This window comes from Bythopirellula polymerisocia (assembly GCF_007860015.1).
Lineage (GTDB): Bacteria > Planctomycetota > Planctomycetia > Pirellulales > Lacipirellulaceae > Bythopirellula > Bythopirellula polymerisocia.
The window spans coordinates 1-18,506 of sequence record NZ_SJPS01000020.1 but is presented as its reverse complement, the minus strand read 5'-3'; the positions used below and the strand labels follow the sequence as shown (position 1 = coordinate 18,506).

The 18,506-nt window shown below is 53.8% G+C and carries 21 protein-coding genes, 2 tRNA genes and 1 other RNA gene; 9 read left to right on the top strand and 15 right to left on the bottom strand.

Annotated elements, in window-relative coordinates; all coding sequences use genetic code 11:
• The first annotated feature begins 96 nt into the window (after window positions 1-96).
• The 4 genes from Pla144_RS24190 to Pla144_RS24175 all read left to right on the top strand — a co-directional run bounded on the left by Pla144_RS24190 (window position 97) and on the right by Pla144_RS24175 (window position 1,842).
• On the top strand, window positions 97-342 hold the full coding sequence (locus Pla144_RS24190) for a hypothetical protein (RefSeq protein WP_146453282.1): 246 nt from the start codon (window positions 97-99) through the stop codon (window positions 340-342).
• 1 nt (window position 343) lies between these two features.
• Window positions 344-649: a UPF0236 family transposase-like protein gene (locus Pla144_RS24185; protein WP_146453281.1), complete on the top strand. Its 306-nt coding sequence runs from the start codon at window positions 344-346 to the stop codon at window positions 647-649.
• Window positions 650-684: 35 nt separating this feature from the next.
• On the top strand, window positions 685-1,287 hold the full coding sequence (locus Pla144_RS24180; protein ID WP_231936544.1) for an AAA family ATPase: 603 nt from the start codon (window positions 685-687) through the stop codon (window positions 1,285-1,287).
• 351 nt (window positions 1,288-1,638) lie between these two features.
• The gene (locus Pla144_RS24175) at window positions 1,639-1,842 is read left to right on the top strand and encodes a helix-turn-helix domain-containing protein (RefSeq protein WP_146453279.1); all 204 of its coding nucleotides are present in this window, start codon (window positions 1,639-1,641) and stop codon (window positions 1,840-1,842) included.
• Here the strand turns inward: Pla144_RS24175 and Pla144_RS25245 are convergent.
• A complete protein-coding gene (locus Pla144_RS25245; protein WP_231936542.1) occupies window positions 1,839-2,033 on the bottom strand; it encodes a hypothetical protein in 195 nt (64 codons plus the stop codon). The two genes, Pla144_RS24175 and Pla144_RS25245, sit on opposite strands and share 4 nt — an antisense overlap.
• Between Pla144_RS25245 and Pla144_RS25635 the strand changes: the two genes are divergently transcribed.
• A complete protein-coding gene (locus tag Pla144_RS25635; protein WP_391580980.1) occupies window positions 1,989-3,191 on the top strand; it encodes a tyrosine-type recombinase/integrase in 1,203 nt (400 codons plus the stop codon). The genes Pla144_RS25245 and Pla144_RS25635 overlap by 45 nt on opposite strands.
• Here the strand turns inward: Pla144_RS25635 and Pla144_RS24165 are convergent.
• A tRNA-Val gene (locus Pla144_RS24165) sits at window positions 3,145-3,218 on the bottom strand. The two genes, Pla144_RS25635 and Pla144_RS24165, sit on opposite strands and share 47 nt — an antisense overlap.
• A gap of 208 nt (window positions 3,219-3,426) precedes the next feature.
• On the opposite strand from Pla144_RS24165, the gene Pla144_RS24945 reads away from it, so the two are divergent.
• Window positions 3,427-3,603 carry a hypothetical protein gene (locus Pla144_RS24945; protein WP_197530990.1) on the top strand — a complete coding sequence of 59 codons (177 nt, stop codon included), beginning with the start codon at window positions 3,427-3,429 and terminating at the stop codon, window positions 3,601-3,603.
• An 18-nt stretch (window positions 3,604-3,621) separates the two neighbouring features.
• Here Pla144_RS24945 and der read toward each other — a convergent pair whose 3' ends face one another.
• The gene (gene der, locus Pla144_RS24160) at window positions 3,622-5,064 is read right to left on the bottom strand and encodes a ribosome biogenesis GTPase Der (RefSeq protein WP_146453278.1); all 1,443 of its coding nucleotides are present in this window, start codon (window positions 5,062-5,064) and stop codon (window positions 3,622-3,624) included.
• Window positions 5,065-5,360: 296 nt separating this feature from the next.
• Between der and Pla144_RS24155 the strand changes: the two genes are divergently transcribed.
• Entirely contained in the window at window positions 5,361-6,146 is a 786-nt protein-coding gene (locus Pla144_RS24155; protein ID WP_146453277.1) for a uracil-DNA glycosylase, read from the top strand.
• 141 nt (window positions 6,147-6,287) lie between these two features.
• Window positions 6,288-6,986 carry a hypothetical protein gene (locus tag Pla144_RS24150; RefSeq protein WP_231936541.1) on the top strand — a complete coding sequence of 233 codons (699 nt, stop codon included), beginning with the start codon at window positions 6,288-6,290 and terminating at the stop codon, window positions 6,984-6,986.
• A 28-nt stretch (window positions 6,987-7,014) separates the two neighbouring features.
• Here Pla144_RS24150 and hemW read toward each other — a convergent pair whose 3' ends face one another.
• From hemW to ffs, 12 genes are all read right to left on the bottom strand, one after another.
• A complete protein-coding gene (gene hemW / locus Pla144_RS24145; RefSeq protein ID WP_146453276.1) occupies window positions 7,015-8,145 on the bottom strand; it encodes a radical SAM family heme chaperone HemW in 1,131 nt (376 codons plus the stop codon).
• A 54-nt stretch (window positions 8,146-8,199) separates the two neighbouring features.
• Window positions 8,200-8,511: a hypothetical protein gene (locus Pla144_RS24140; RefSeq protein ID WP_146453275.1), complete on the bottom strand. Its 312-nt coding sequence runs from the start codon at window positions 8,509-8,511 to the stop codon at window positions 8,200-8,202.
• Window positions 8,512-8,570: 59 nt separating this feature from the next.
• A complete protein-coding gene (locus tag Pla144_RS24135; protein ID WP_146453274.1) occupies window positions 8,571-9,224 on the bottom strand; it encodes a 3-keto-disaccharide hydrolase in 654 nt (217 codons plus the stop codon).
• Window positions 9,225-9,244: 20 nt separating this feature from the next.
• On the bottom strand, window positions 9,245-10,234 hold the full coding sequence (locus Pla144_RS24130; RefSeq protein ID WP_197530989.1) for a formylglycine-generating enzyme family protein: 990 nt from the start codon (window positions 10,232-10,234) through the stop codon (window positions 9,245-9,247).
• Between the two features lie 248 nt (window positions 10,235-10,482).
• Window positions 10,483-11,772, bottom strand: a complete 1,290-nt coding sequence (locus Pla144_RS24125) for a Gfo/Idh/MocA family oxidoreductase (RefSeq protein ID WP_146453272.1) — start codon at window positions 11,770-11,772, stop codon at window positions 10,483-10,485.
• Window positions 11,773-11,904: 132 nt separating this feature from the next.
• Window positions 11,905-12,837, bottom strand: coding sequence for a sugar phosphate isomerase/epimerase family protein (locus tag Pla144_RS24120; protein WP_146453271.1), 933 nt, complete (start codon window positions 12,835-12,837; stop codon window positions 11,905-11,907).
• 42 nt (window positions 12,838-12,879) lie between these two features.
• Window positions 12,880-12,952, bottom strand: a tRNA-Ala gene (locus Pla144_RS24115).
• 67 nt (window positions 12,953-13,019) lie between these two features.
• Entirely contained in the window at window positions 13,020-13,478 is a 459-nt protein-coding gene (gene nrdR / locus Pla144_RS24110) for a transcriptional regulator NrdR (RefSeq protein ID WP_146453270.1), read from the bottom strand.
• A 357-nt stretch (window positions 13,479-13,835) separates the two neighbouring features.
• On the bottom strand, window positions 13,836-15,350 hold the full coding sequence (gene rpoN / locus Pla144_RS24105) for an RNA polymerase factor sigma-54 (protein WP_146453269.1): 1,515 nt from the start codon (window positions 15,348-15,350) through the stop codon (window positions 13,836-13,838).
• A 384-nt stretch (window positions 15,351-15,734) separates the two neighbouring features.
• A complete protein-coding gene (locus Pla144_RS24100) occupies window positions 15,735-16,103 on the bottom strand; it encodes a YbaB/EbfC family nucleoid-associated protein (protein ID WP_146453268.1) in 369 nt (122 codons plus the stop codon).
• A gap of 46 nt (window positions 16,104-16,149) precedes the next feature.
• Window positions 16,150-17,886, bottom strand: a complete 1,737-nt coding sequence (dnaX, locus tag Pla144_RS24095) for a DNA polymerase III subunit gamma/tau (RefSeq protein ID WP_146453267.1) — start codon at window positions 17,884-17,886, stop codon at window positions 16,150-16,152.
• A 56-nt stretch (window positions 17,887-17,942) separates the two neighbouring features.
• An RNA gene (ffs, locus tag Pla144_RS24090) (signal recognition particle sRNA small type) lies at window positions 17,943-18,037 on the bottom strand.
• Between the two features lie 280 nt (window positions 18,038-18,317).
• On the opposite strand from ffs, the gene Pla144_RS24085 reads away from it, so the two are divergent.
• The coding region (locus Pla144_RS24085) for a hypothetical protein (protein WP_146453266.1) at window positions 18,318-18,506 on the top strand (189 nt) is incomplete at its 3' end.

Below are 18,506 nucleotides of genomic sequence, written 5' to 3'. Positions count from 1 at the left end.
TGTAGTGTGTGAGCGTCTCGAAAGTAGGTGTGAAATTTGCTCTAATTCTGTTGTGCGGGTAAGTCTTCCTATTTTCCACATTTCTAGGAGTCGATCATGTCCACATCCCCCCAGGAATCTTTGGACCTCAACGAAGAAGAACAGCTCCTATACGAGCTTTTAGAGGGCTGCTTTGAGCAGGAGCGTAAGCGCGTGGCTAAGCTGCTGGCCGATAAGGACGACTCGAACCTGTTCGGCCAGACGGAGTACGATCTCCGCGACCGGGTGCACGCCCTGGGAGCGAAGGCCTTGGAAGTGGTCGCCGACGAGCGACAAAAAAAGGGGCGGTTACGAGCAAGCTAGCATGGTCTGCCCGACTTGCCGGGGTGACGCCCGCTGCGTCGGCGTCCGTCACCGTTGGGTCGACACGCTGCTGGGTCAACTCGAAATCCAGCGGCACTATTATCACTGCCGACAGTGCCGCCACGGCGTCATGCCGCGGGACCGGCACCTGGGATTAGACAAGCGGATGCTCAGCCCCGCGGCGCGGGAGGTGGTGAGCATCACCGGCGTGCAAAACAGTTTTGAGCAATCGAGCGAGATCACGCTCAAGAAACTGTGCGGCTTGAGCGTAAGTGAGTCGACCGTCGAGCGGGTGCCGAAGAGCTAGAAGCATATCCACACGGCAACTACCAGCTAATCGTTTTGGACGCCAAGTACAGATTCGGGAACGGCGAATCAGAGAACGACAACGCGGCTGAAACTCGATTCTATAACGCGGTTGATCGACTTGCTGAGCAAACGGGCGCGGCCATTGTGATGATTCATCACAGCAGCAAGGGCAGCCAGAGCGACAAGCGAGTTACCGACGTTGGCAGTGGGGCAGGCGCACAAAGTCGGGCGGCTGATTGCCACATGGTCCTAAGAGAGCACGAAGACGATGGCGTTGTAGTGCTGGATGCGGTGGTTCGTTCCTTCCCGCCAGTCGAGCCGGTTGCCCTGAAATGGGAATACCCACTGTGGCATCTAACTGAAGCCGACACGTCGCTACTCAAGGGCAAGAAAACCAATCAGGAACAACGGCAGAACGAGAAGGACAAGGAAGGCACAGAGCAGATTATCGATGCCATACGCAAGGAAGGCCCCGGCACTGCCCGCGTACTGAGAGAACGCACAGGAATCAGCAGAGAGCGACAGCAACGGTTGCTTGATTGGCTGGTGTCTCAAAAGCAACTTTCAACCACAAAGACCACAGTTAGAGGCAATGAGTGCAATGTCTACCAGCTTGCCCAAGATACCGAGTTTTAACGTGGGCGATTCTGACCGCCCACGTACCCGACAACGTGCCGTGACGGTGCGTGTGTGGCCCTACTACGTAGGGGCCACCCACGTCATCCGTCTGGAGGAAAAGCAACGTGGTTAGATCGAAACAAACCGCCCACGTCCAGGGCCTCCCATTTGAGTCTCGGAAGGAACAACTGCGAATAGAGCGCGTCGAGAGAATCCTATGCAAGGTCAAGGGAGTCGAGACTGTAGCGCGGTATTTCGACGAGAAGGCATATCGTGAGGCAACAGTAATTGCTCAAAGAACCAACCCGAACCCACGTAGCACAAACAACGGTACTTGACAAATAACAAGTGAATCCCGATACTATCATCATGGCAAGATCAATTTCGGATCAATTGAAAGCTGCAATTCGCAAGTCGGAGAATAGTCGCTATGCGATTTGCCAAGCGACGGGCGTCGATGAGGCCGCGTTGTCCCGATTCCTGAATGAGGAACGCGGTCTGTCATTGGCCACAGTCGATAAGCTTGCCGATTTTTTGAACCTGGAATTAGTCGAGAGAAAACGAAAGGGCTAACCATGGCCAGTATGATTCGAGACCGTAACAAGAAAACCAAGGAATACAACGGCTGCCGTTCGTTGCAATTCATTACTCCGAGTGGCAAACGTGATTCCATCCGCCTGGGGAAAATATCTGCCAAGGCAGCGGACACGATCCGATCCATGGTCGAGAGCATCATTTCGGACAGGCAAAGTCTGAAATCCCATGATCCAGAGGTCTCTTCATGGATTGGTCGGCTCCAGCAACAGAATCCTGCTCTGTACGACAAACTGGCTGCGAAGGGCGTATTAGCGATGCGAGAAAAGCCCGACGCGACTACTCTGGGAGTTTTCCTGGATGCGTTTATCAATACTCAGGGCGTGAAGGTGAAGCTGTCGACGAAGACCGTTTACGGCCATACCAAGCGATGTCTGATTGAGTATTTCAAGAGAGACAAGCCTCTGTCCGAAATAACCCCTGGGGATGCCGATGAATGGCGAGCCTGGCTAACCAGTTCCCAGGACCTGGCCCCCAACACCGTACGGAGACGCTGTGGGATTGCTCGCCAGTTCTTCAAGGCCGCACTTCGCAAGCGACTGATTCAGGAGAATCCCTTTGCGGAAATGCAGGAGGGGGTTGGTTGCATAAAAGTCGCAGACCGCGAGCACTTTATTTCGCGCGAGGATTCTGATGCTGTGCTCGAAGACTGCCCTGACAACGAATGGAAGCTTATCTTTGCTTTGAGCCGTTTCGGCGGTCTTCGGTGCCCATCTGAGCACTTGGCTCTGAAATGGGGCGACATTAACTGGGCTGAAGGAAGGATTGCCGTACGCTCTCCTAAAACCGAACACCACGCCGGCCACGAATCGAGAGTGATTCCCATGTTCGCCGAATTGGAGCCGTACTTTGAGAAGGCTTGGGAACAAGCTCAGGATGCAATCGATCCCAAGCAAGTGCGGCTGAGCGAGCAGCCTGTTATTCGTCGCTACCGCGAGAACAATGTTAATCTCCGCACGCAACTGCTGCGGATTCTCAAGAAGGCTGGCCTCAATCCTTGGCCGAAGTTGTTCCAGAACCTCCGAGCTACCCGAGCGACGGAGTTGGCCGCAGAATACCCTGCCCACGTTGCCGCAGCATGGCTAGGACATAGCACACTGGTTGCTCAAAAACATTACTGGCAAGTTACCGATGCCGACTTCGAGAAGGCCGCCGAGAAGTGTAAGCACAAGTGCAAGAAGAAAGGGTCCGTAAGTAGTAGTACGGAGCAGGAAGCGGAAAGCAAAGACTCAATAGTTCCCGCTGATTACTCCACCTTACCGGAGTGTACAGGTGTTCAAGTGGGCGATACAAGACTCGAACTTGTGACCCCTAGCTTGTCGAGCTAGTGCTCTAACCAACTGAGCTAATCGCCCTGTGCTGTTGAAATGCTGTGGAACCGAAATCCTGCTAGCATTTCTTGCTTACAGACCAGAAAGTGTAGCATTCTTGCCAGAGACGGGGTAGGGCCTGAAAAATAAGGGGAAATATAAGGGTTGTCAGGGTGAGTTTGATGCGTTCTATTGTGGGCTTAACAAGAGGGGTTGCTGAGTTATTGCTCAGCTAGACTACAGGGAGCGAGCGATGCTTAAGGACAGGCAGGAAATCCTAGCAGTGGGTGAGCTAGCGCTATTTATTGCCACTTGGGTTGTGGTCATTCTGGGGGCCATTGACCACTATCGTCACCGCGAGCATCTTTTGCCAGGTGATAGCGTCGCTGCGATTCAGGGCAGTGATGAGAGTCCCTCGGATCGTAAGTGACCGATTGAGTCGGCTCGATCAAGTCGATTCGATCTCTTCACTTCTTGCCTCCTTCGGAGCGGCACCTCCATTGACGATTGCAGCGCTGGCAGTCGTATCGCCGGGATCAGCTACGGCGATTTCGTCGCGCTGGTCAGTCTGCTGACGCTTCCTCAAGTAGAGCTTGATGGGAACTTCCTCGAAGTGCAGATGATTGCGAACTGCGCCCAGGAGGTACCGCTGGTAGGTCGGGTCGATTCCTTTGGGGTCACTACAAAACAGTACCAGGGTAGGGGGTTGAACTCCGACCTGCGTGCCGTAGTAAATCTTGGGGCGACGATTCTGGTGAATGGGTGGCGGGACACGAGTGATGGCCTCGCGGAGAAGTCGATTCAACTGGCCCGTAGGAACTCTCGTCAAAGACTGCTTAAACAGCATTTGACCGTGGTTCAAAAGTGCTTTAACATTCTTGCCGGTTTCGCCGGTGATGAAGGCGATCGGCGCATACCTCATCGTGCGGAACGTGTCGTGCAGATAGCGGACCCATTTATCCGTAGGCATAGACTTCACGACGAGGTCCCATTTGTTGACGACCAGAATACAAGGCTTGTATTGCTGACTAATGTAATCGCAGAGCTGTTTGTCAACTTTGCTGATTCGCTGCGTGGCGTCGAGGAACAAGAACACAACATCGGCACGGCGGATGCTGCGCTGAGCGCGGTGAGTGCCATAGAAATCTATGGGGGCCCCTCTGCTCTGCGGTCGACGAATGCCAGGCGTGTCGATGGCGACGAAAGACTTGCCGTCTAGTTCAAAACGGACATCGACGCTATCGCGGGTCGTACCAGGAATCTCGCTGACGATCATGCGTTGGGTTTTAGCCAACGTGTTGACGAGCGTACTCTTGCCAACGTTACGGCGACCGACGATCGCCACTTTCATTTCGGGCTCCCCCTCGGGATCAGTAGACCCATCAAGCTCCTCAGGGGGAAGTCGTTCGAGAATCGAGTTCAAGAGGACCGACCGATTGCGATTCTGCTTTGAACTCACGGGTACAAAGTTGCCGCGACCGAGCCGATAGAATTCGGAAGCCTGTTGGTCAAATTTGGGGTCGTCGGCTTTGTTGGCTACGCAGAGTACGGGAACATCAAGATTCCGCAGGCGCCGCCCCACTTCTTCATCAAGCGGAACAAGTCCTTCACGGGCGTCGACCACCAGCAGGATCACCGACGCAGAGTCGATGGCCAACTGAATCTGATCCTCGATATGCTGAGTGAGCCGGTCGACGTCCTCGATACCGATGCCGCCGGTGTCGACGAGTTCAAAGAAACGGCCCTCATATTCCATGAGGTAGTCGACTCGATCGCGCGTGACGCCGGGCTGATCTTCCACGATGGCAATGCGCAGTCCGGCTAGCCAGTTCAGCAGGCTACTCTTGCCCACATTTGGTCGACCAACAATAACAACACGCGGAACTCCCATCAGACTTCAGACCTCCCCAGATACCAAGCGAGCAATAACACTTCATAATAGTCGAGAAACGCGCGTAAAGCCACGGTTGAAACTGCGGGGTCTTATCATTCCGACGAGGAGTCCGTACACTCAGGTTCCCAGTCGGTGCTGGATTCGTCCCGTTTTATTCCAGATTTTGCAAGTTCCCCCACTTTTGAACCCGCTCAACCAGCCTTATCGCGCCAGAGACAGTTCGCGAGTACCGAGTGCTAGTGCCCTGGGGTTGATGTCCAGCAAGAGCAAAACTAGACACATAAAGTAGACAAATGGCTGAAGTATCCGGTTCGGAACTCGTTCGCATGGCACAGCAGATGCTTGAGAGCTTGCAAGCGGCCGGTGTGCAGCAACTCCCCAGTCCCAGTAGCTTGCAAACTAGCATTGCGGCTTCTGCGGATATCGAATCAGAATTGCAGCCCAGCAAAGCAGATGCTCAACCGCGATCGCCGGTAATTGAGGAAGAGGAAGTAACAATGCCAGAAGTCAAATCATCCGCCTCTACTCTGGAGATCCTCAGCAAGGAAGTTGCTGGATGCACCCTCTGCCAGGAATTGGCCGAGACTCGCACACAAACCGTGTTCGGAGTCGGGAATCCGCAGGCGAAACTTTGCTTGTTGGGAGAAGCGCCAGGTGCTGAAGAGGATCGACAGGGCGAGCCGTTTGTCGGGCGGTCGGGTCAGCTACTGACGAAGATTCTGGAGGCCTGCCACCTTCGCCGCGAGGATGTGTACATTTTAAATATTCTTAAATGTCGCCCTCCAGGAAATCGCAACCCGACCCCCCCTGAATCGCAGAATTGCCGTCGTTATCTTGATCGACAGTTAGAGTTAATCAACCCCGAGTTCATCTGTTGTCTAGGGGCCGTAGCTGCCCAGAATCTCCTCGAAACGACCGAAGCGATCGGGCGGCTGCGGGGCAGGATTCACAGCTACAGAGATGTCAAGGTAGTTTGCACTTATCACCCGGCCTATCTGCTTCGGAACCCGCCAGCGAAGAAAGATGCCTGGGAAGATATGAAGTTTCTGATGCGGGAAATGGGTACACCGGTGGACTGAGATTTGGCCCTATTTTGCCAGCTTCGCTGGCCTTGCTGGCAGGGATTTGGGGGGACCTTGCGGGTCGTAACGGTCCTGAATGAGCCTTTTGGAAAACTCTTAGTTTCTAGGCCTCAATATTATTCTCAGGGAGTGGGCTTGTTGATAAAGTCAAACATACGGGGCGTGGAACGCGGAACTGCTGCGTATCTACGGCTGAATTTCTGCCCCGTGCAGAAACGAAGCGCGGCGGACCCCGATTTGCACATATCGCACTCGATTTTCTATGCCATGAATTTACCAGACTTCCACCAAACGGATGATGTGGAGAACTTGCTACGAAACGCGCAGTTGCGGGACGCCTTGGAACCTCTCTACGACGAGTCCATTGGCTGTGTGAACGCGAATGTGATGTCTACTTCGAGCGAGAATGAGTTCTTGCAATCGATGCTCGAATGGGAACGCGCACCGATCATGCCAATCTGTGAGTGGTTCGATCCCCCATTGGAGTTACCTTCACCGGATAAGCTCGACGACGAACACTTGCACAATATCTTGCAAAGCACCATCCAAGAGTTGTTCACTAAGAATATCGTGCTTGATTTCACCGAGCACTTATCAGATCGCCAACTGTACTATTTGATCTACCGCGATATTCTCCCCTCGTTTGAGAAGCGGATTGATCGCCGCACGAATTACCTGCATTGGGACTGCGCTAACGTAGGGGACGACCCCGAGATTTGGCTGCGGTACTATGCCACCGAGGAAGAGCGGCAGGCCTGGGTTGATGAAACGGGTGGTTATCCGCCCCAGGTTGATGATCCGCCATATCCGCGGCGGGTTCCGCGCGCTCCGCTTTGAGAGGGCACAAAGCCGCGCATGCGGCGGGTTAAAGCAGTTCTGGCCAGAGGGCGTCGCTTACAAGGAGGCCCTCACGAGTCAATCGGATCCGCTGGCCGTCGTCGGTGAGCATTCCTAGATCGACGAAGCGGCGAACAGTGTCTCCGGCCAGCGTTTCGAGTGTGATTCCGGTCTGGGCCTCAAAGGATGTACGCTCGATTCCGGCGATTCTGCGTAGCCCGAATACCAACGCCTCACGAGCCTTAGCGACGTCATCGAGTCGTTCTTCTTCAGCGACAGGTGATCGGCCCTGTTGAATGCGACGCAGATAGGTCGTCGTACTGCGATGGTTCGTTTGCCGAACACCGTCGACATACCGGGCAGCCCCTGGACCGGCAGCAAAATAGCCCCGGCCGGACCAATAAGTTTCGTTGTGGCGACTGCGATGGCCTGGCCGGGCGAAATTAGAAATCTCGTAGTGCCCGAACCCTGCTCTTGTCAGCATGTCGATGGCCAAGAGATACATGTCCCGTTCGAGTTCTTCCGCAACAGGAATCAACTCTTTGTGTTGCAGTCGGTTCCAAAACTGTGTTCCCCGCTCGAAGGTCAGGCCATAGGTGGAAATGTGGTTGGGTTCGAGTTGAATCGCCTGCTCCAAATCAGTTTGCCATTGGGCAAGCGTCTCTCCCGGAGTGCCGAAGATCAGATCGAGTGAGAATGTGATCCCTGCTTGGCGACAGAGCTCGACACACTTGCGAATGTCGTCGGCGGAATGATCTCGTTCCAGCAGAGTAAGCTTCTCTTTGCGGAAAGACTGGCTCCCCAGGCTCAAACGGTTGACACCCTGTGCGGCGAGAACGTCGATTTTCTCAAGATCAAGATCGCCCGGATTAGCCTCGACGGTCCACTCATACCCTGAAACGAGCGGGTGCCACTTGAGTGCCATCTCGCAGAGCGTACTTAAGTGAGTGGGCGAGAGATACGTCGGCGTCCCCCCGCCGAAGTAGAGGGTCTCGACAGGGCAGGGAGAATCGAGCCAACTCAATTCCGTGGCGATGGCGGCGAGCAGTGGTTCCACCAGATCGTCTCGACCAGTGATCACCGTAAAGTTGCAGTAGCCACAACGATGCACGCAGAAGGGGATGTGGAGGTAGGTGGCGCGGGGGGAAACGTGATTCATCGCATTGCCGGAGGAAATCGAGCAAATCCAGGATTCGTAGGGCTAGCCAGACTTTCAGATTCGCAGGAATATTTTTCTTCGATACATCCAGAAACAAATCAACCATAAACACAGACCAACTGCAAGATTCATGAACAAGGGACGATAGAGGACCGTTCCCTGACACTCGACGTGCTCGAACTGGTGCATCAGCACAGAAACAACAGTTGAATCTGGGTGAGCTTCTGCAATACGAGACTCCCAACCATAATTGGGGACCGTAAACGCCAGTAGCAGCATCGTAAAACCGCGGTAAGTGTCCAAAGAGAGAAGTCGGTCGCCCGTTGACGAATGAATCTCCTGCGGGAATTCGGGTTCCAATTTCATCCTGGGAGAGTCAATGCTATAGGCGGAATGTCTCTCCGCGTCGGACAGTTGTGACACAATTAATTCTCTGCGTCGCTAAGATTCTGAATCCGGATATTTCGGAAAGAGACCCGATCTCCATGAGAAAGAAAACCTATGCGACCTGACTTGCGAGCCAGGCCGGGGTGGTCTTTGTGGTCGATTGTCTCTCCATTGGGTGCAACCTTGTCGATATCGATATCAAGGATTTCCGATCCATTGAGTACAACTGTGATGTGTCGTCCCTGGCAGAGAACCTCCTGCTCGTTCCACTCGCCAACAGGTTTTTGAACGCCTCGTCGGGCAGGTGCAACTCCATAGAGTGAGCCGTGATATTGGTAATCGAGCAGATCTCCGTACTTCTTAGTTGTATTGTCGATAATTTGAAGCTCCATCCCTGCGTAGGCACCGTCGCCATCTAAGGGTGAACGAATTGCTAAGCCATTGTTAGCCCCTGGGGTAAGCAGGAAATCGAACTTCAAGTGAAAATCCTCGAATTCGCGCGTAGTGAGCAGTTTACCAACAGCTCCCTCTCGGCAGATCAGTATTCCATCCTCGGCTGCGTAGCTATCAACTGCCCCTTCCCATCCATCGAGAGTCTTGCCATCGAAAAGAGAAACAAATTCCGCGGTCTCTACACCAAAGCTGGTAGTCGAAATGAGCAGATTCAAGACAATCGTAAGCGCAACTTTCAAGGGGATTTCTCCTTCGTTGATTAATGTTGGAGCGAATCAGCCATCGCCTGCGGGAGTTGCGGATCAACCAGCCCACGTTCGCCACGGCCTTCCTGATCAATTCTTCGATTGACGTCACTAGTTATAGAAGGAAGATCGGCCTGCCAATACTTCTCTTGTTCTTCCCGAGAAACTTTTTCGAGTGGTCTTACAATGCGAAAACCGATATCGATTGCCTCGTCACTTGCGAACCACCAGGGGCTCTTAGGGGTATTCGGATCGTAGCTTCTGAGTTCTTCGTCGTCGCTCGCTCTGCGACTGGCAGAACGACAATCGGCGGGCGAAACATACATTGAACCACCACGCAAGACACGCGGAAAGAGCTTCGTTGGCCAACAGAGCGTTTCCTTGGTGGTACACAATCGCTCGGATAGAGTGGCGTACCAGTCGGAGCGATACTCATCGAGGACCCACTCGGCGGCGTTGCCGTGCATGTCGAACAATCCCCAGCCGTTGGGCCGTTTTTGCCCCACGATGTGCGTCTCAAAGTCGGCGTTGTCCTCGGTCCAGGCGTATTCGTCTATCTCGGCAGGATCGTTGCCGAAGTTGTACGCCGAGGTAGTGCCGGCACGACAGGCGTACTCCCATTCTGATTCGGTGGGGAGTCGATAGAAATCTCCCGTTAACAGACTCAGCCATTTTGTATATTGCTTGGCAGCAAACTGGCTCATCGAGACTGCCGGCTGATTCGGTTCTTCTCCTGCTTGGAAAGTGAAGCTAGGGTCGTAGAGTTTCGAAGGGGCGGAAATCGCGTCGATCTCGTTTTCTTTCGTCACTTGACGAATATCTTGATCGTCGAATTTCTCGAACACACTACAAAGATTCATGAAGAGCTTGTACTCGGCCCAGGTGACTTCATGCTTGCCCATCCAGAATGAGGGAACCTCGACTCGGACGACGGGCTTCTCATCTTCGGAAGAATCTGACCGAGAACTGCCTTGCAAGAACTCACCGCCAGGAATGGCAATCATTTCGAAGGTGACTTCAGACCCAGGAATACTGGCTTGATACGATTCAAAAGAGCCTTTATCTTCTGAAGCCCACAGAAAGCACGGTAGCTGCAGACTGAGCACCACGAAACAAATTAAACGCAGAGGTCGCCGAGGCGCAGAGCCATGCAGAGATTTCCCCTTCTTCATCTTCTCTGCGCCTCGGCGATCTCTGCGTTGAAAATCAGGGCGGGTCTCACGAGTCAACATGCCAATTTAGGATTGTAGATTCAAGCAAGTGCTGTATTGCCGGGAATGGCCACAGTTCCCTCAGAAACGTTGCCCCATTCGTATTTACTGGGACCCAGCTTCTCGGTGTTTGAAATCACATCTTCCCACTTGAGATCTTGACCTGTGTAGGTACACATGCGCCCCATGATTGCCAGCAGGGTGCTATTTGTCATGTAGCCGCCATTGTTGATTGGCGAGCCGTCACGGATGCTCTTGAACATTTCCTCGTGTTCGACACGATACATGCTGGGCTTGGGGCCGCGATATTTCCATTTCTTTTCGCCGTTGATACGATTCGTGAGAATCCGAGCCGTCCCCTTGGTACCCATCACAATTTCATCTACGAAGGGGGTGGTATTGTCCTGTTGACGGCAGGTAAAGAAGACACGCACCCCGCTTGGGTATTCATAGAACACCACATGGTGGTCAAAGATGTTGCCGTATTTTTTGTCCGTGCGTTGTTGTCGACCTCCGATGCCCATGGCCTTGACAGGCTGAGTATCCCCGGTCAACCAAGCCGACTTATCGAGACTGTGAATCGCTTGCTCATTGATGTGGTCTCCCGAGAGCCAGTTGAAATAGAGCCAATTGCGAATTTGGTACTCCATGTCACTCCACTCTGGTTCATGACCGCGGTGCCAAAGGGTGCCAGTGTTGTACCGAGACTCGATCGCGACGATGTCGCCGATGGCTCCGTCCTGGATGCGCTTCATCGTTTCTTTGACACCCAGGTCGTATCGCCAGCAGAGGCCGGACACGACCGCAAGATTCTTCAGCCGCGCCTCTTCACAAGTTTTTTGTACGCTCAAGGCACCGGGTACGTCGACGGCAACCGGTTTTTCCACAAAACTATGCTTACCTTGTTTGACTGCATAGGCTAGGTGCTCCGGGCGGAAATGCGGTGGTGTCGCGAGTAGAACGACATCAATCCCCGAATCAATTACTTTTTGAAAAGCTTCGAATCCGGAGAACACGGATTCGTTTGTCACTTTCACACGTTCGGCAACTTCTGGGGTATCCTTCAAGGTTTGCAGACAGGAAGCACTGCGATCCGCAAACGTATCTCCTATGGCGACCAAAGTAGTATTGGGATCAGCACTGAGGGCGTCGATGGCGGCAGCCGTTCCTCGTCCCCCGCAACCGACGAGCCCAATTTTTAACGTTTCGTCAGAACCCGCAGCATGGACGTTTTGAGGGAACCCCAGGGTTCCCAGGCTCGCCGCCGTGATCGCAGATGTTTGCAAGAATCTTCGACGAGAGCTTTCTTGATTGCCTATGATTTCAACCATCGTTGGTACCTGCCTATTTCGTCTTTCCCGCGCAGGCGGGAATCTAGTGTTGAACCGTAGCCGTCTGGATTCCCGCCTGCGCGAGAAAGACGCTTTGCCTTATTTAATCGTGTGGATTGAGTCTTTTGATGGTCAATCTATCTCAAGCACTTCTGTCATGCGTCGATGTATATCCCTTAGAGATTCGGAGTCACCGCCAGTCACTTCTGCAGTACACCAGCCTGAGAATTCAATTTCTGCCAACGACCTGCGAACCTCTGGCCAATCGACGTCGCCGTCCCCAATTTTACAGAAGCCATCTTTCTGGCTCCAGTCTTTCACATCGAGCTTGACGATTCGATTGCCAAGTGTACGGATCCAGTCTTCGCTAGGGCCGAACTTACGCACATTCCCGATGTCGAAATAAGAACCCACCCAGGGATTGTCAATTTCATCGATGTAATCTCGCATTTGTTCGGGTGTCTCACAGAATCCGTTCCAAACATTTTCGATCAGAACTCGCACGCCGAGTTGGCTCGCCGAGGGAAGCACTTTTCGAATGCCCTGGATGGATCGTTTCCAGACGTCTTCGTGCGTTTCCTCTGGACCCGTGACCTTGCCGGGCACAAGCAAGACTGAAAATCCACCGAGCGCATGACAGTCGAGGAGTGCTTGTTCGAGATGCCCCACTGCTTGCGCGCGAACCTCTTCTTGTGGAGAGGAAAGTCGGATATTCCAGTGCTTCATGTCAACGACGCCATGGACTGGCATGCCGGTAGCCCGCCGCGCCGCAGAGACGTCATCGATGGTAAATCCTTCTAGCGGACTGACAAGCTCCATGCCGGAGTAGCCCAAATCCTTGCAGAGTTGGAATTTTTCAGTGACGCTCCCCTCGATTTCGATCATTCCCCATTTCACTGCCGTGAAGAGTTTTCGAGCGGGGGGCAACAAATCTGACTGATCGGCAGCAATGTTCTTCGACGCAAGCGCTGGCAGTAGAGAAAATGCTACTGCACAAGATGCGGAATTCTTAAGGAAATGTCGTCGATCGAAAGAAGAGTCAGAATTACCGAAACGAAGAGGCATTCAATCTTCTCGAAGAGGGAAGGGTGTTGCAATGGAATCTAGTGGAGCGAAAGGGAGTCGAACCCTCGACCTCTGCATTGCGAACGCAGCGCTCTCCCAACTGAGCTACCGCCCCAAGACTCTTCATTTTGATTCTAAATGGTGACCTGGAGAGTGTCCAGGTGCAGGAATGAGCGCGGAACTCACTTGGCCTTGGTGAGGAAAGGGCGGACTTCTGCGACGAAGTCGCCGGCGTCGGCAAACTGGCGATAAACGCTTGCGAAACGCACAAAGGCGACCTCATCGAGGTCGCGCAAATGTTCCATGACTAACTCGCCTAAGCGCTGGCTATCGATTTCAGTTTCAAATGAACCGTAGACGTCATTCTCGATAGCGGCTACAGTGCGCTCGATTTCGCGGTCGCTGATCGGTCGCTTCCAACATGCCCGTTCCAGGCCACTCTTGATCTTGCCACGAGTGAAGGGGACGCGCGAACCATCGCGCTTGACCACCTTGATGGTGGATTCTTCGATCCGCTCGTAGGTGGTGTAGCGACGCCGACACTTGAGGCACTCCCGACGGCGACGGATAGAGAATCCATCCTGGCAAGCCCGGGAGTCAATAACACGATCATTATCAGTGCGACAGAAAGGACATTTCATGGTCACTACTATACACTAGCCATGCCGCCAGTAAACTACTGCACAAGCTGGAGGGAGAAAAAACTTTTTCTCGAATGAGGACAGCCGATAGGGGCCATGGAAGGAAGGATTTGAGACAGATTGTTGGTAATTTGGGAGGACTACCCGTGAAGGCATTTGATTTGCTCTCTCGCCAATTTGTTCTGCGCTCAGTTGAAATTAAACAGTTGAGAGCAAATTTATAAAGAAGTGTTCCCTGTGGTTCTAATCAATCGTGAGAGAGCAGAAGTTATTGCCCCCCAATGCTGTGGAAAACTCGTCTGAGGAATCTTTGGGAAAGTGTTCTGAAGAGAAAAGCCAATGCGGCGAACAAGCTCTTTACTTTTCTTTCGACCAGTCCCGCCGCTGGCGGCTGCTGGGGATGTCCATTGCCTTGCGGTACTTGGTGACGGTGCGGCGGGCGACGGTGATACCGGCTTTGGCGAGTTCGTCCACGAGCGCGTCGTCGGAGAGTGGCTTGGTCTTGTCTTCGTTGTCGACGATTTCCTGTAGCTTGAGTCGCACTTTGTCCCAGGCGACTTCCTCGCCGTCAGCACTGGTCGTGCCACCTACAAAGAAACGTTTCAACGGGAAGATTCCCCGCGGCGTCTGCATCCACTTATCATCCACGGCTCGGCTGACCGTGGTGACATGCACGCCGACTTTATCCGCGATTTGTTGCATCTTCAAAGGTTCGATGAATTCGGGCCCATTGTCGAGGAAGCTCGTTTGATGGTCCACGATGGCCTGCGACACCTTGGTGAGCGTGCTGCGGCGTTGTTCGATGGCCTCGATGATCCACTGGGCCGAATTGACTTTGCGTTTGATGTACTCGCGGGTCTCTGCGTTTGTGGTCGGATCCTGGAGCAGATTGCGGTATGTGTTGCTGATGTAGAGCGACGGCAATTGTGTATCTTCTAAGCGGACTTCATAGCCCCCCTCGTCCTTGCGTTCTACATAGACATCAGGTGTCACCGACGGAGCGAAGGTTTCATTGAATTCCGCCCCTGGCTTCGGTTTGAGCGTACGCAAGTCTTCCCAGGCTTCCTGGATTGTCTCAATGGAAAAGCCGGTCTTTTTCACGATCAATGGCAGTCGATTGTTTTCCAAGTCTTCCAAGTGATTTTCGATCAGCACTTGCAGCTCTTCGAAGAACAACAAACCAGGAGTCAATTGCAGCAACAGGCATTCCTTGAGGCTGCGGGCGGCAATCCCGGGCGGATCGAGTCGCTGGACGATGGCCAAGGCCGATTCGGCAAGCTGCAGTTGTTCGGCGCGCCAGGACTTGGAGTCGCCGTTAATGTCTGTCGGTGCGGGCGGAATGAGCTCTTCCAGTGGTGATTTGAGATAGCCGTTACTATCGAGGTTATAGATGATCCGTTCGCACATTTTCTTCAGTGGAGCATCGAGGTCAAACCAACTTAGCTGGTGATCGAGATAGTCCAGGAGCGACTCGGGACGCGAAACCATGTTGGCCATGGCGTCGTGATGTCGATCGGACTCCGCTTCCATCTGCCCTCGCGAGGGGCGGCTACGCTCCTCGTATTCGTCGGGCAGATTGTCGGTCATGTTCATCAGCCGTTCAAAGTCGTCCTCGTTATTGGTATCGTCTCTGACGACCAACTCTTTTTCAGATTCAGTCGGCGCATCCGAATTGTAGGATTCCTCTTCGAGATCGGAGGTTTCGTCGGTGAGCTCGGCTTTGTCGAGTACCGGATTGTCTTCCATCTCCTGTTCGATGCGTTCCTGCAGTGCAAGGATCGGCAACTGCAGAATCTCCATGGACTGGATCATCCGCGGTGCGAGCACCTGCTTCTGAGCCATCTGCATCTGTTGGCCGAATGAAAGTCGCATTGAATGAAACTGCTGGTTGATTTTGAACTAAAAAAGTATCTGATTCAGCAGAACGACCTGCTGGTATCTCGATCTGTAGCATAATGTGGTTGCTACTCGAAGGTCAAACTTGGACCTTCACTGGACTACCCCAATTCTAGTGTATTAATGGGGATTTGGTGCGATAGAAATGCGAAAAGAAGAGCTGGCTAGAATTTGGGCTATTTATGGCTACCCGTGCTGGCGGAGGGTCAAGACTCTTGAAAAGTTACCTTGACAAATGGCGAGGTATGATCCCCGGAGTTCGGCGGAGATGCTCCAGTACAAGCAAAGTAGGGTGGGCACCGCCCACCAGATCTTAATCATTTGCTCCAACCAGAATTGGTGGGCGAGGGCCGCCCTGCCTCAAGCCGGATCCGATCCCCCGATCTGGCCGAGCATATCGCTTAGACCAGGCAAATTCATGCCACCGGTCAGTTCTTGCATTTGGCTGGCATAGAGTTCCTTTGCTTTTCGTTGGGCGTCGTTGATGGCTCCAGGAAGCAAATCCTCCAAGAGCTCGCGGTCTTGCTTCTCGACGAGGCCTGGGTCAAGCCGCACGGCCAAAACTTCGCCGGTGCCGCTCGCCTCGACTTCCACGAGCCCCGCACCTGCCGAGCCGACCACGCGCTTGGTTTTCAATTCTTCGGTGAGCTGCTGCATCTTGCCACTCATTTCCTGGGCCTGTTTCATCAGGCCAGGGAGATTGGCGAGGTTTTCTAATCCTTTGAACATGACTTATCTCCATTTTAACTGCATTGTGACGATGCCGGTTAAAGTTCTATTGGACGGGGGGGATGTATTTGATTCGTTGCGTGTCGCCGTCGAATAGTTCGATGGCCTTCTTCACAAACGGCTGGGACACCAATTCCATTTGTTGCTGGCGTCTTGAAGGGGGGGCGGCAGGGGCCGTCGAGGCCGATTCATCTCTTTTGGCCGCTTGCAACATCAACGGGACTTTTCGCCCGCAGACCTCTACAAGAGCGGACTCCAACCGAGAACGGTTCGAGGGCCGTTCACACGAATCGCGGTAGAAACTCTCTGAGAATGTGATCACCATGCGTCCCTCGGCATCCACTGCGACTTCGTCCACATGGGATGCATGGTCGGCGACCATGCCGTTGAGTGAATCGAGTGCCTGCTTCCAAATCTGTTCAACGTTCTCGGCGGTGAGTGCAAGCGTAGGTGCCGGTGAGGCAGTTTCTATGGCTACGCCTGTCGTAGGTTCTGGCGCAGCTTGTATGGTCCGCGGAGACACTGGGTCTCGGACTATCGGGGCGGGTCGAGTTGATCGGAGCTGGCTAGGGGGACCGTTTTTTTTTATTGCTGGGGGTGCTTCTCGCGAATTGGTGGGTGACTCGCGGAGTTGTTCCAGGAGCATCGCCAATTCGTCGAGGTTGTCCAACTGGCAGACTCGCACGACTGCCATTTCGGCTAAGGTACGGGCGTGGGTGCTCACCCGCATGCGGGCGGCAGTCTGGTCGAGTACCTGCACGATGGCCAGCAGGGTATGCACCCCCAGTTGCTGGGCGATTTCACGCACTTCCTGCCGTTGGCCAGGCAGAGCGTAGAGCAGGCGACTTTCGTCGCATCCAACGGCCTGGGTCATCACGTCGCGGAAGTACCCCAGAAGTTGATCAATCAACTGGCTCACCTCAGCCCCTTCAGCCAGGGCGGCGTCGAGTTCCGACAGGGCCGTCGCGGCATCACGGTTAACCAGTGGGAGGACGAGTTGACTCAAACGTGCAGCCGGGGCGATTCCCAACATTTCCGTAACATCGGCGGCGGTGATCGTGTTGCCACCTCCCGAGAGCAATTGCTCGAGAAGCGATTGGCTGTCGCGCATCGAACCGGCGGCCCGCATCGCCAGAATTTGCAGGGCATCAGGCTCGGCAGAGACCCCTTCGGCCTCGGCAATCTGGGCGAGTCGCTTCTGGATGGCCGTCGACTCGATCCCGGCAAAATCGAATCGCTGACAACGCGACAGGATCGTGATGGGAATCTTATTCGCCTCGGTCGTGGCGAAGATAAATTTTACATGTTCGGGTGGCTCCTCAAGCGTCTTGAGCAGCGCGTTGAACGCTTCCTTGGTGAGCATGTGGACTTCGTCGATGATGTAGACCTTGAGCCGCGCACGACTGGGGCGGACTGCGACGTTCTGCCGGAGTTGGCGAATCTCGTCGATACCGCGATTGCTGGCGCCGTCGATTTCCAGGACATCGACATCATCTCCGGCTGCGATCGACTGGCAGATTTCGCATTCGTTGCAAGGTTGCGGAGTTGGCCCCTGTTCACAGTTGAGGGCCTTAGCAAGAATGCGGGCCGCCGAGGTCTTGCCGACCCCGCGCGCTCCAGTAAACAAGTAGGCGTGGCCGACCCGATCACTGGAGATTGCCCGTTTAAGGGCTTGGGACACATGCTGTTGGCCAATGAGTTCGTCGAATCCCTGAGGTCGATACCGCCGAGCAACGACTACGTAGTCTGCTCCGGTTGTCGTAGATCGGTCTTCCTCAGTCATCGACATTCTATCGCCGCTTGCGGTTTAGCGGGAAAAAAAGAAAAAATCGCGACCGCTGGTGAGAGGCCCCCACACAAAGAAGCACAAGCTTATGGCTGCTGTGTCTCCACCCTGACCAGGTTCGCGAGGCCCCCATTGCAGAGACCCCTCACCTGCGGACGCGATGATTGATTTGCTAAGCCTTCTTTGTACGCTCTAGAGACCAGATCGTCAAAGGTGCCTCGTTCTATGGGTAATTACGCTTGGCAAAACATTGCACAATGCCCCGTACAGAATCCTGTAATTCACGAGCTGATCGGTATCCGGGGTGCATTTTCGAAAATTCTATGCAGTAGTCTGCTGTGTGAGCGTCTCGAAAGTAGGTGTGAAATTTGCTCTAATTCTGTTGTGCGGGTAAGTCTTCCTATTTTCCACATTTCTAGGAGTCGATCATGTCCACATCCCCCCAGGAATCTTTGGACCTCAACGAAGAAGAACAGCTCCTATACGAGCTTTTAGAGGGCTGCTTTGAGCAGGAGCGTAAGCGCGTGGCTAAGCTGCTGGCCGATAAGGACGACTCGAACCTGTTCGGCCAGACGGAGTACGATCTCCGCGACCGGGTGCACGCCCTGGGAGCGAAG

Bases quoted from the DNA above. Each gene is read 5' to 3' on its own strand.
- Pla144_RS24190 (WP_146453282.1), top strand. From the start codon at position 97: ATGTCCACATCCCCCCAGGAATCTTTGGACCTCAACGAAGAAGAACAG.
- Pla144_RS24185 (WP_146453281.1), top strand. From the start codon at position 344: ATGGTCTGCCCGACTTGCCGGGGTGACGCCCGCTGCGTCGGCGTCCGT.
- Pla144_RS24175 (WP_146453279.1), top strand. From the start codon at position 1,639: ATGGCAAGATCAATTTCGGATCAATTGAAAGCTGCAATTCGCAAGTCG.
- Pla144_RS25635 (WP_391580980.1), top strand. From the start codon at position 1,989: ATGGTCGAGAGCATCATTTCGGACAGGCAAAGTCTGAAATCCCATGAT.
- Pla144_RS25245 (WP_231936542.1), bottom strand. From the start codon at position 2,033: ATGGGATTTCAGACTTTGCCTGTCCGAAATGATGCTCTCGACCATGGA.
- Pla144_RS24945 (WP_197530990.1), top strand. From the start codon at position 3,427: ATGCTTAAGGACAGGCAGGAAATCCTAGCAGTGGGTGAGCTAGCGCTA.
- der (WP_146453278.1), bottom strand. From the start codon at position 5,064: ATGGGAGTTCCGCGTGTTGTTATTGTTGGTCGACCAAATGTGGGCAAG.
- Pla144_RS24155 (WP_146453277.1), top strand. From the start codon at position 5,361: ATGGCTGAAGTATCCGGTTCGGAACTCGTTCGCATGGCACAGCAGATG.
- hemW (WP_146453276.1), bottom strand. From the start codon at position 8,145: ATGAATCACGTTTCCCCCCGCGCCACCTACCTCCACATCCCCTTCTGC.
- Pla144_RS24140 (WP_146453275.1), bottom strand. From the start codon at position 8,511: ATGAAATTGGAACCCGAATTCCCGCAGGAGATTCATTCGTCAACGGGC.
- Pla144_RS24130 (WP_197530989.1), bottom strand. From the start codon at position 10,234: ATGATTGCCATTCCTGGCGGTGAGTTCTTGCAAGGCAGTTCTCGGTCA.
- Pla144_RS24125 (WP_146453272.1), bottom strand. From the start codon at position 11,772: ATGGTTGAAATCATAGGCAATCAAGAAAGCTCTCGTCGAAGATTCTTG.
- Pla144_RS24120 (WP_146453271.1), bottom strand. From the start codon at position 12,837: ATGCCTCTTCGTTTCGGTAATTCTGACTCTTCTTTCGATCGACGACAT.
- nrdR (WP_146453270.1), bottom strand. From the start codon at position 13,478: ATGAAATGTCCTTTCTGTCGCACTGATAATGATCGTGTTATTGACTCC.
- rpoN (WP_146453269.1), bottom strand. From the start codon at position 15,350: ATGCGACTTTCATTCGGCCAACAGATGCAGATGGCTCAGAAGCAGGTG.
- Pla144_RS24100 (WP_146453268.1), bottom strand. From the start codon at position 16,103: ATGTTCAAAGGATTAGAAAACCTCGCCAATCTCCCTGGCCTGATGAAA.
- dnaX (WP_146453267.1), bottom strand. From the start codon at position 17,886: ATGACTGAGGAAGACCGATCTACGACAACCGGAGCAGACTACGTAGTC.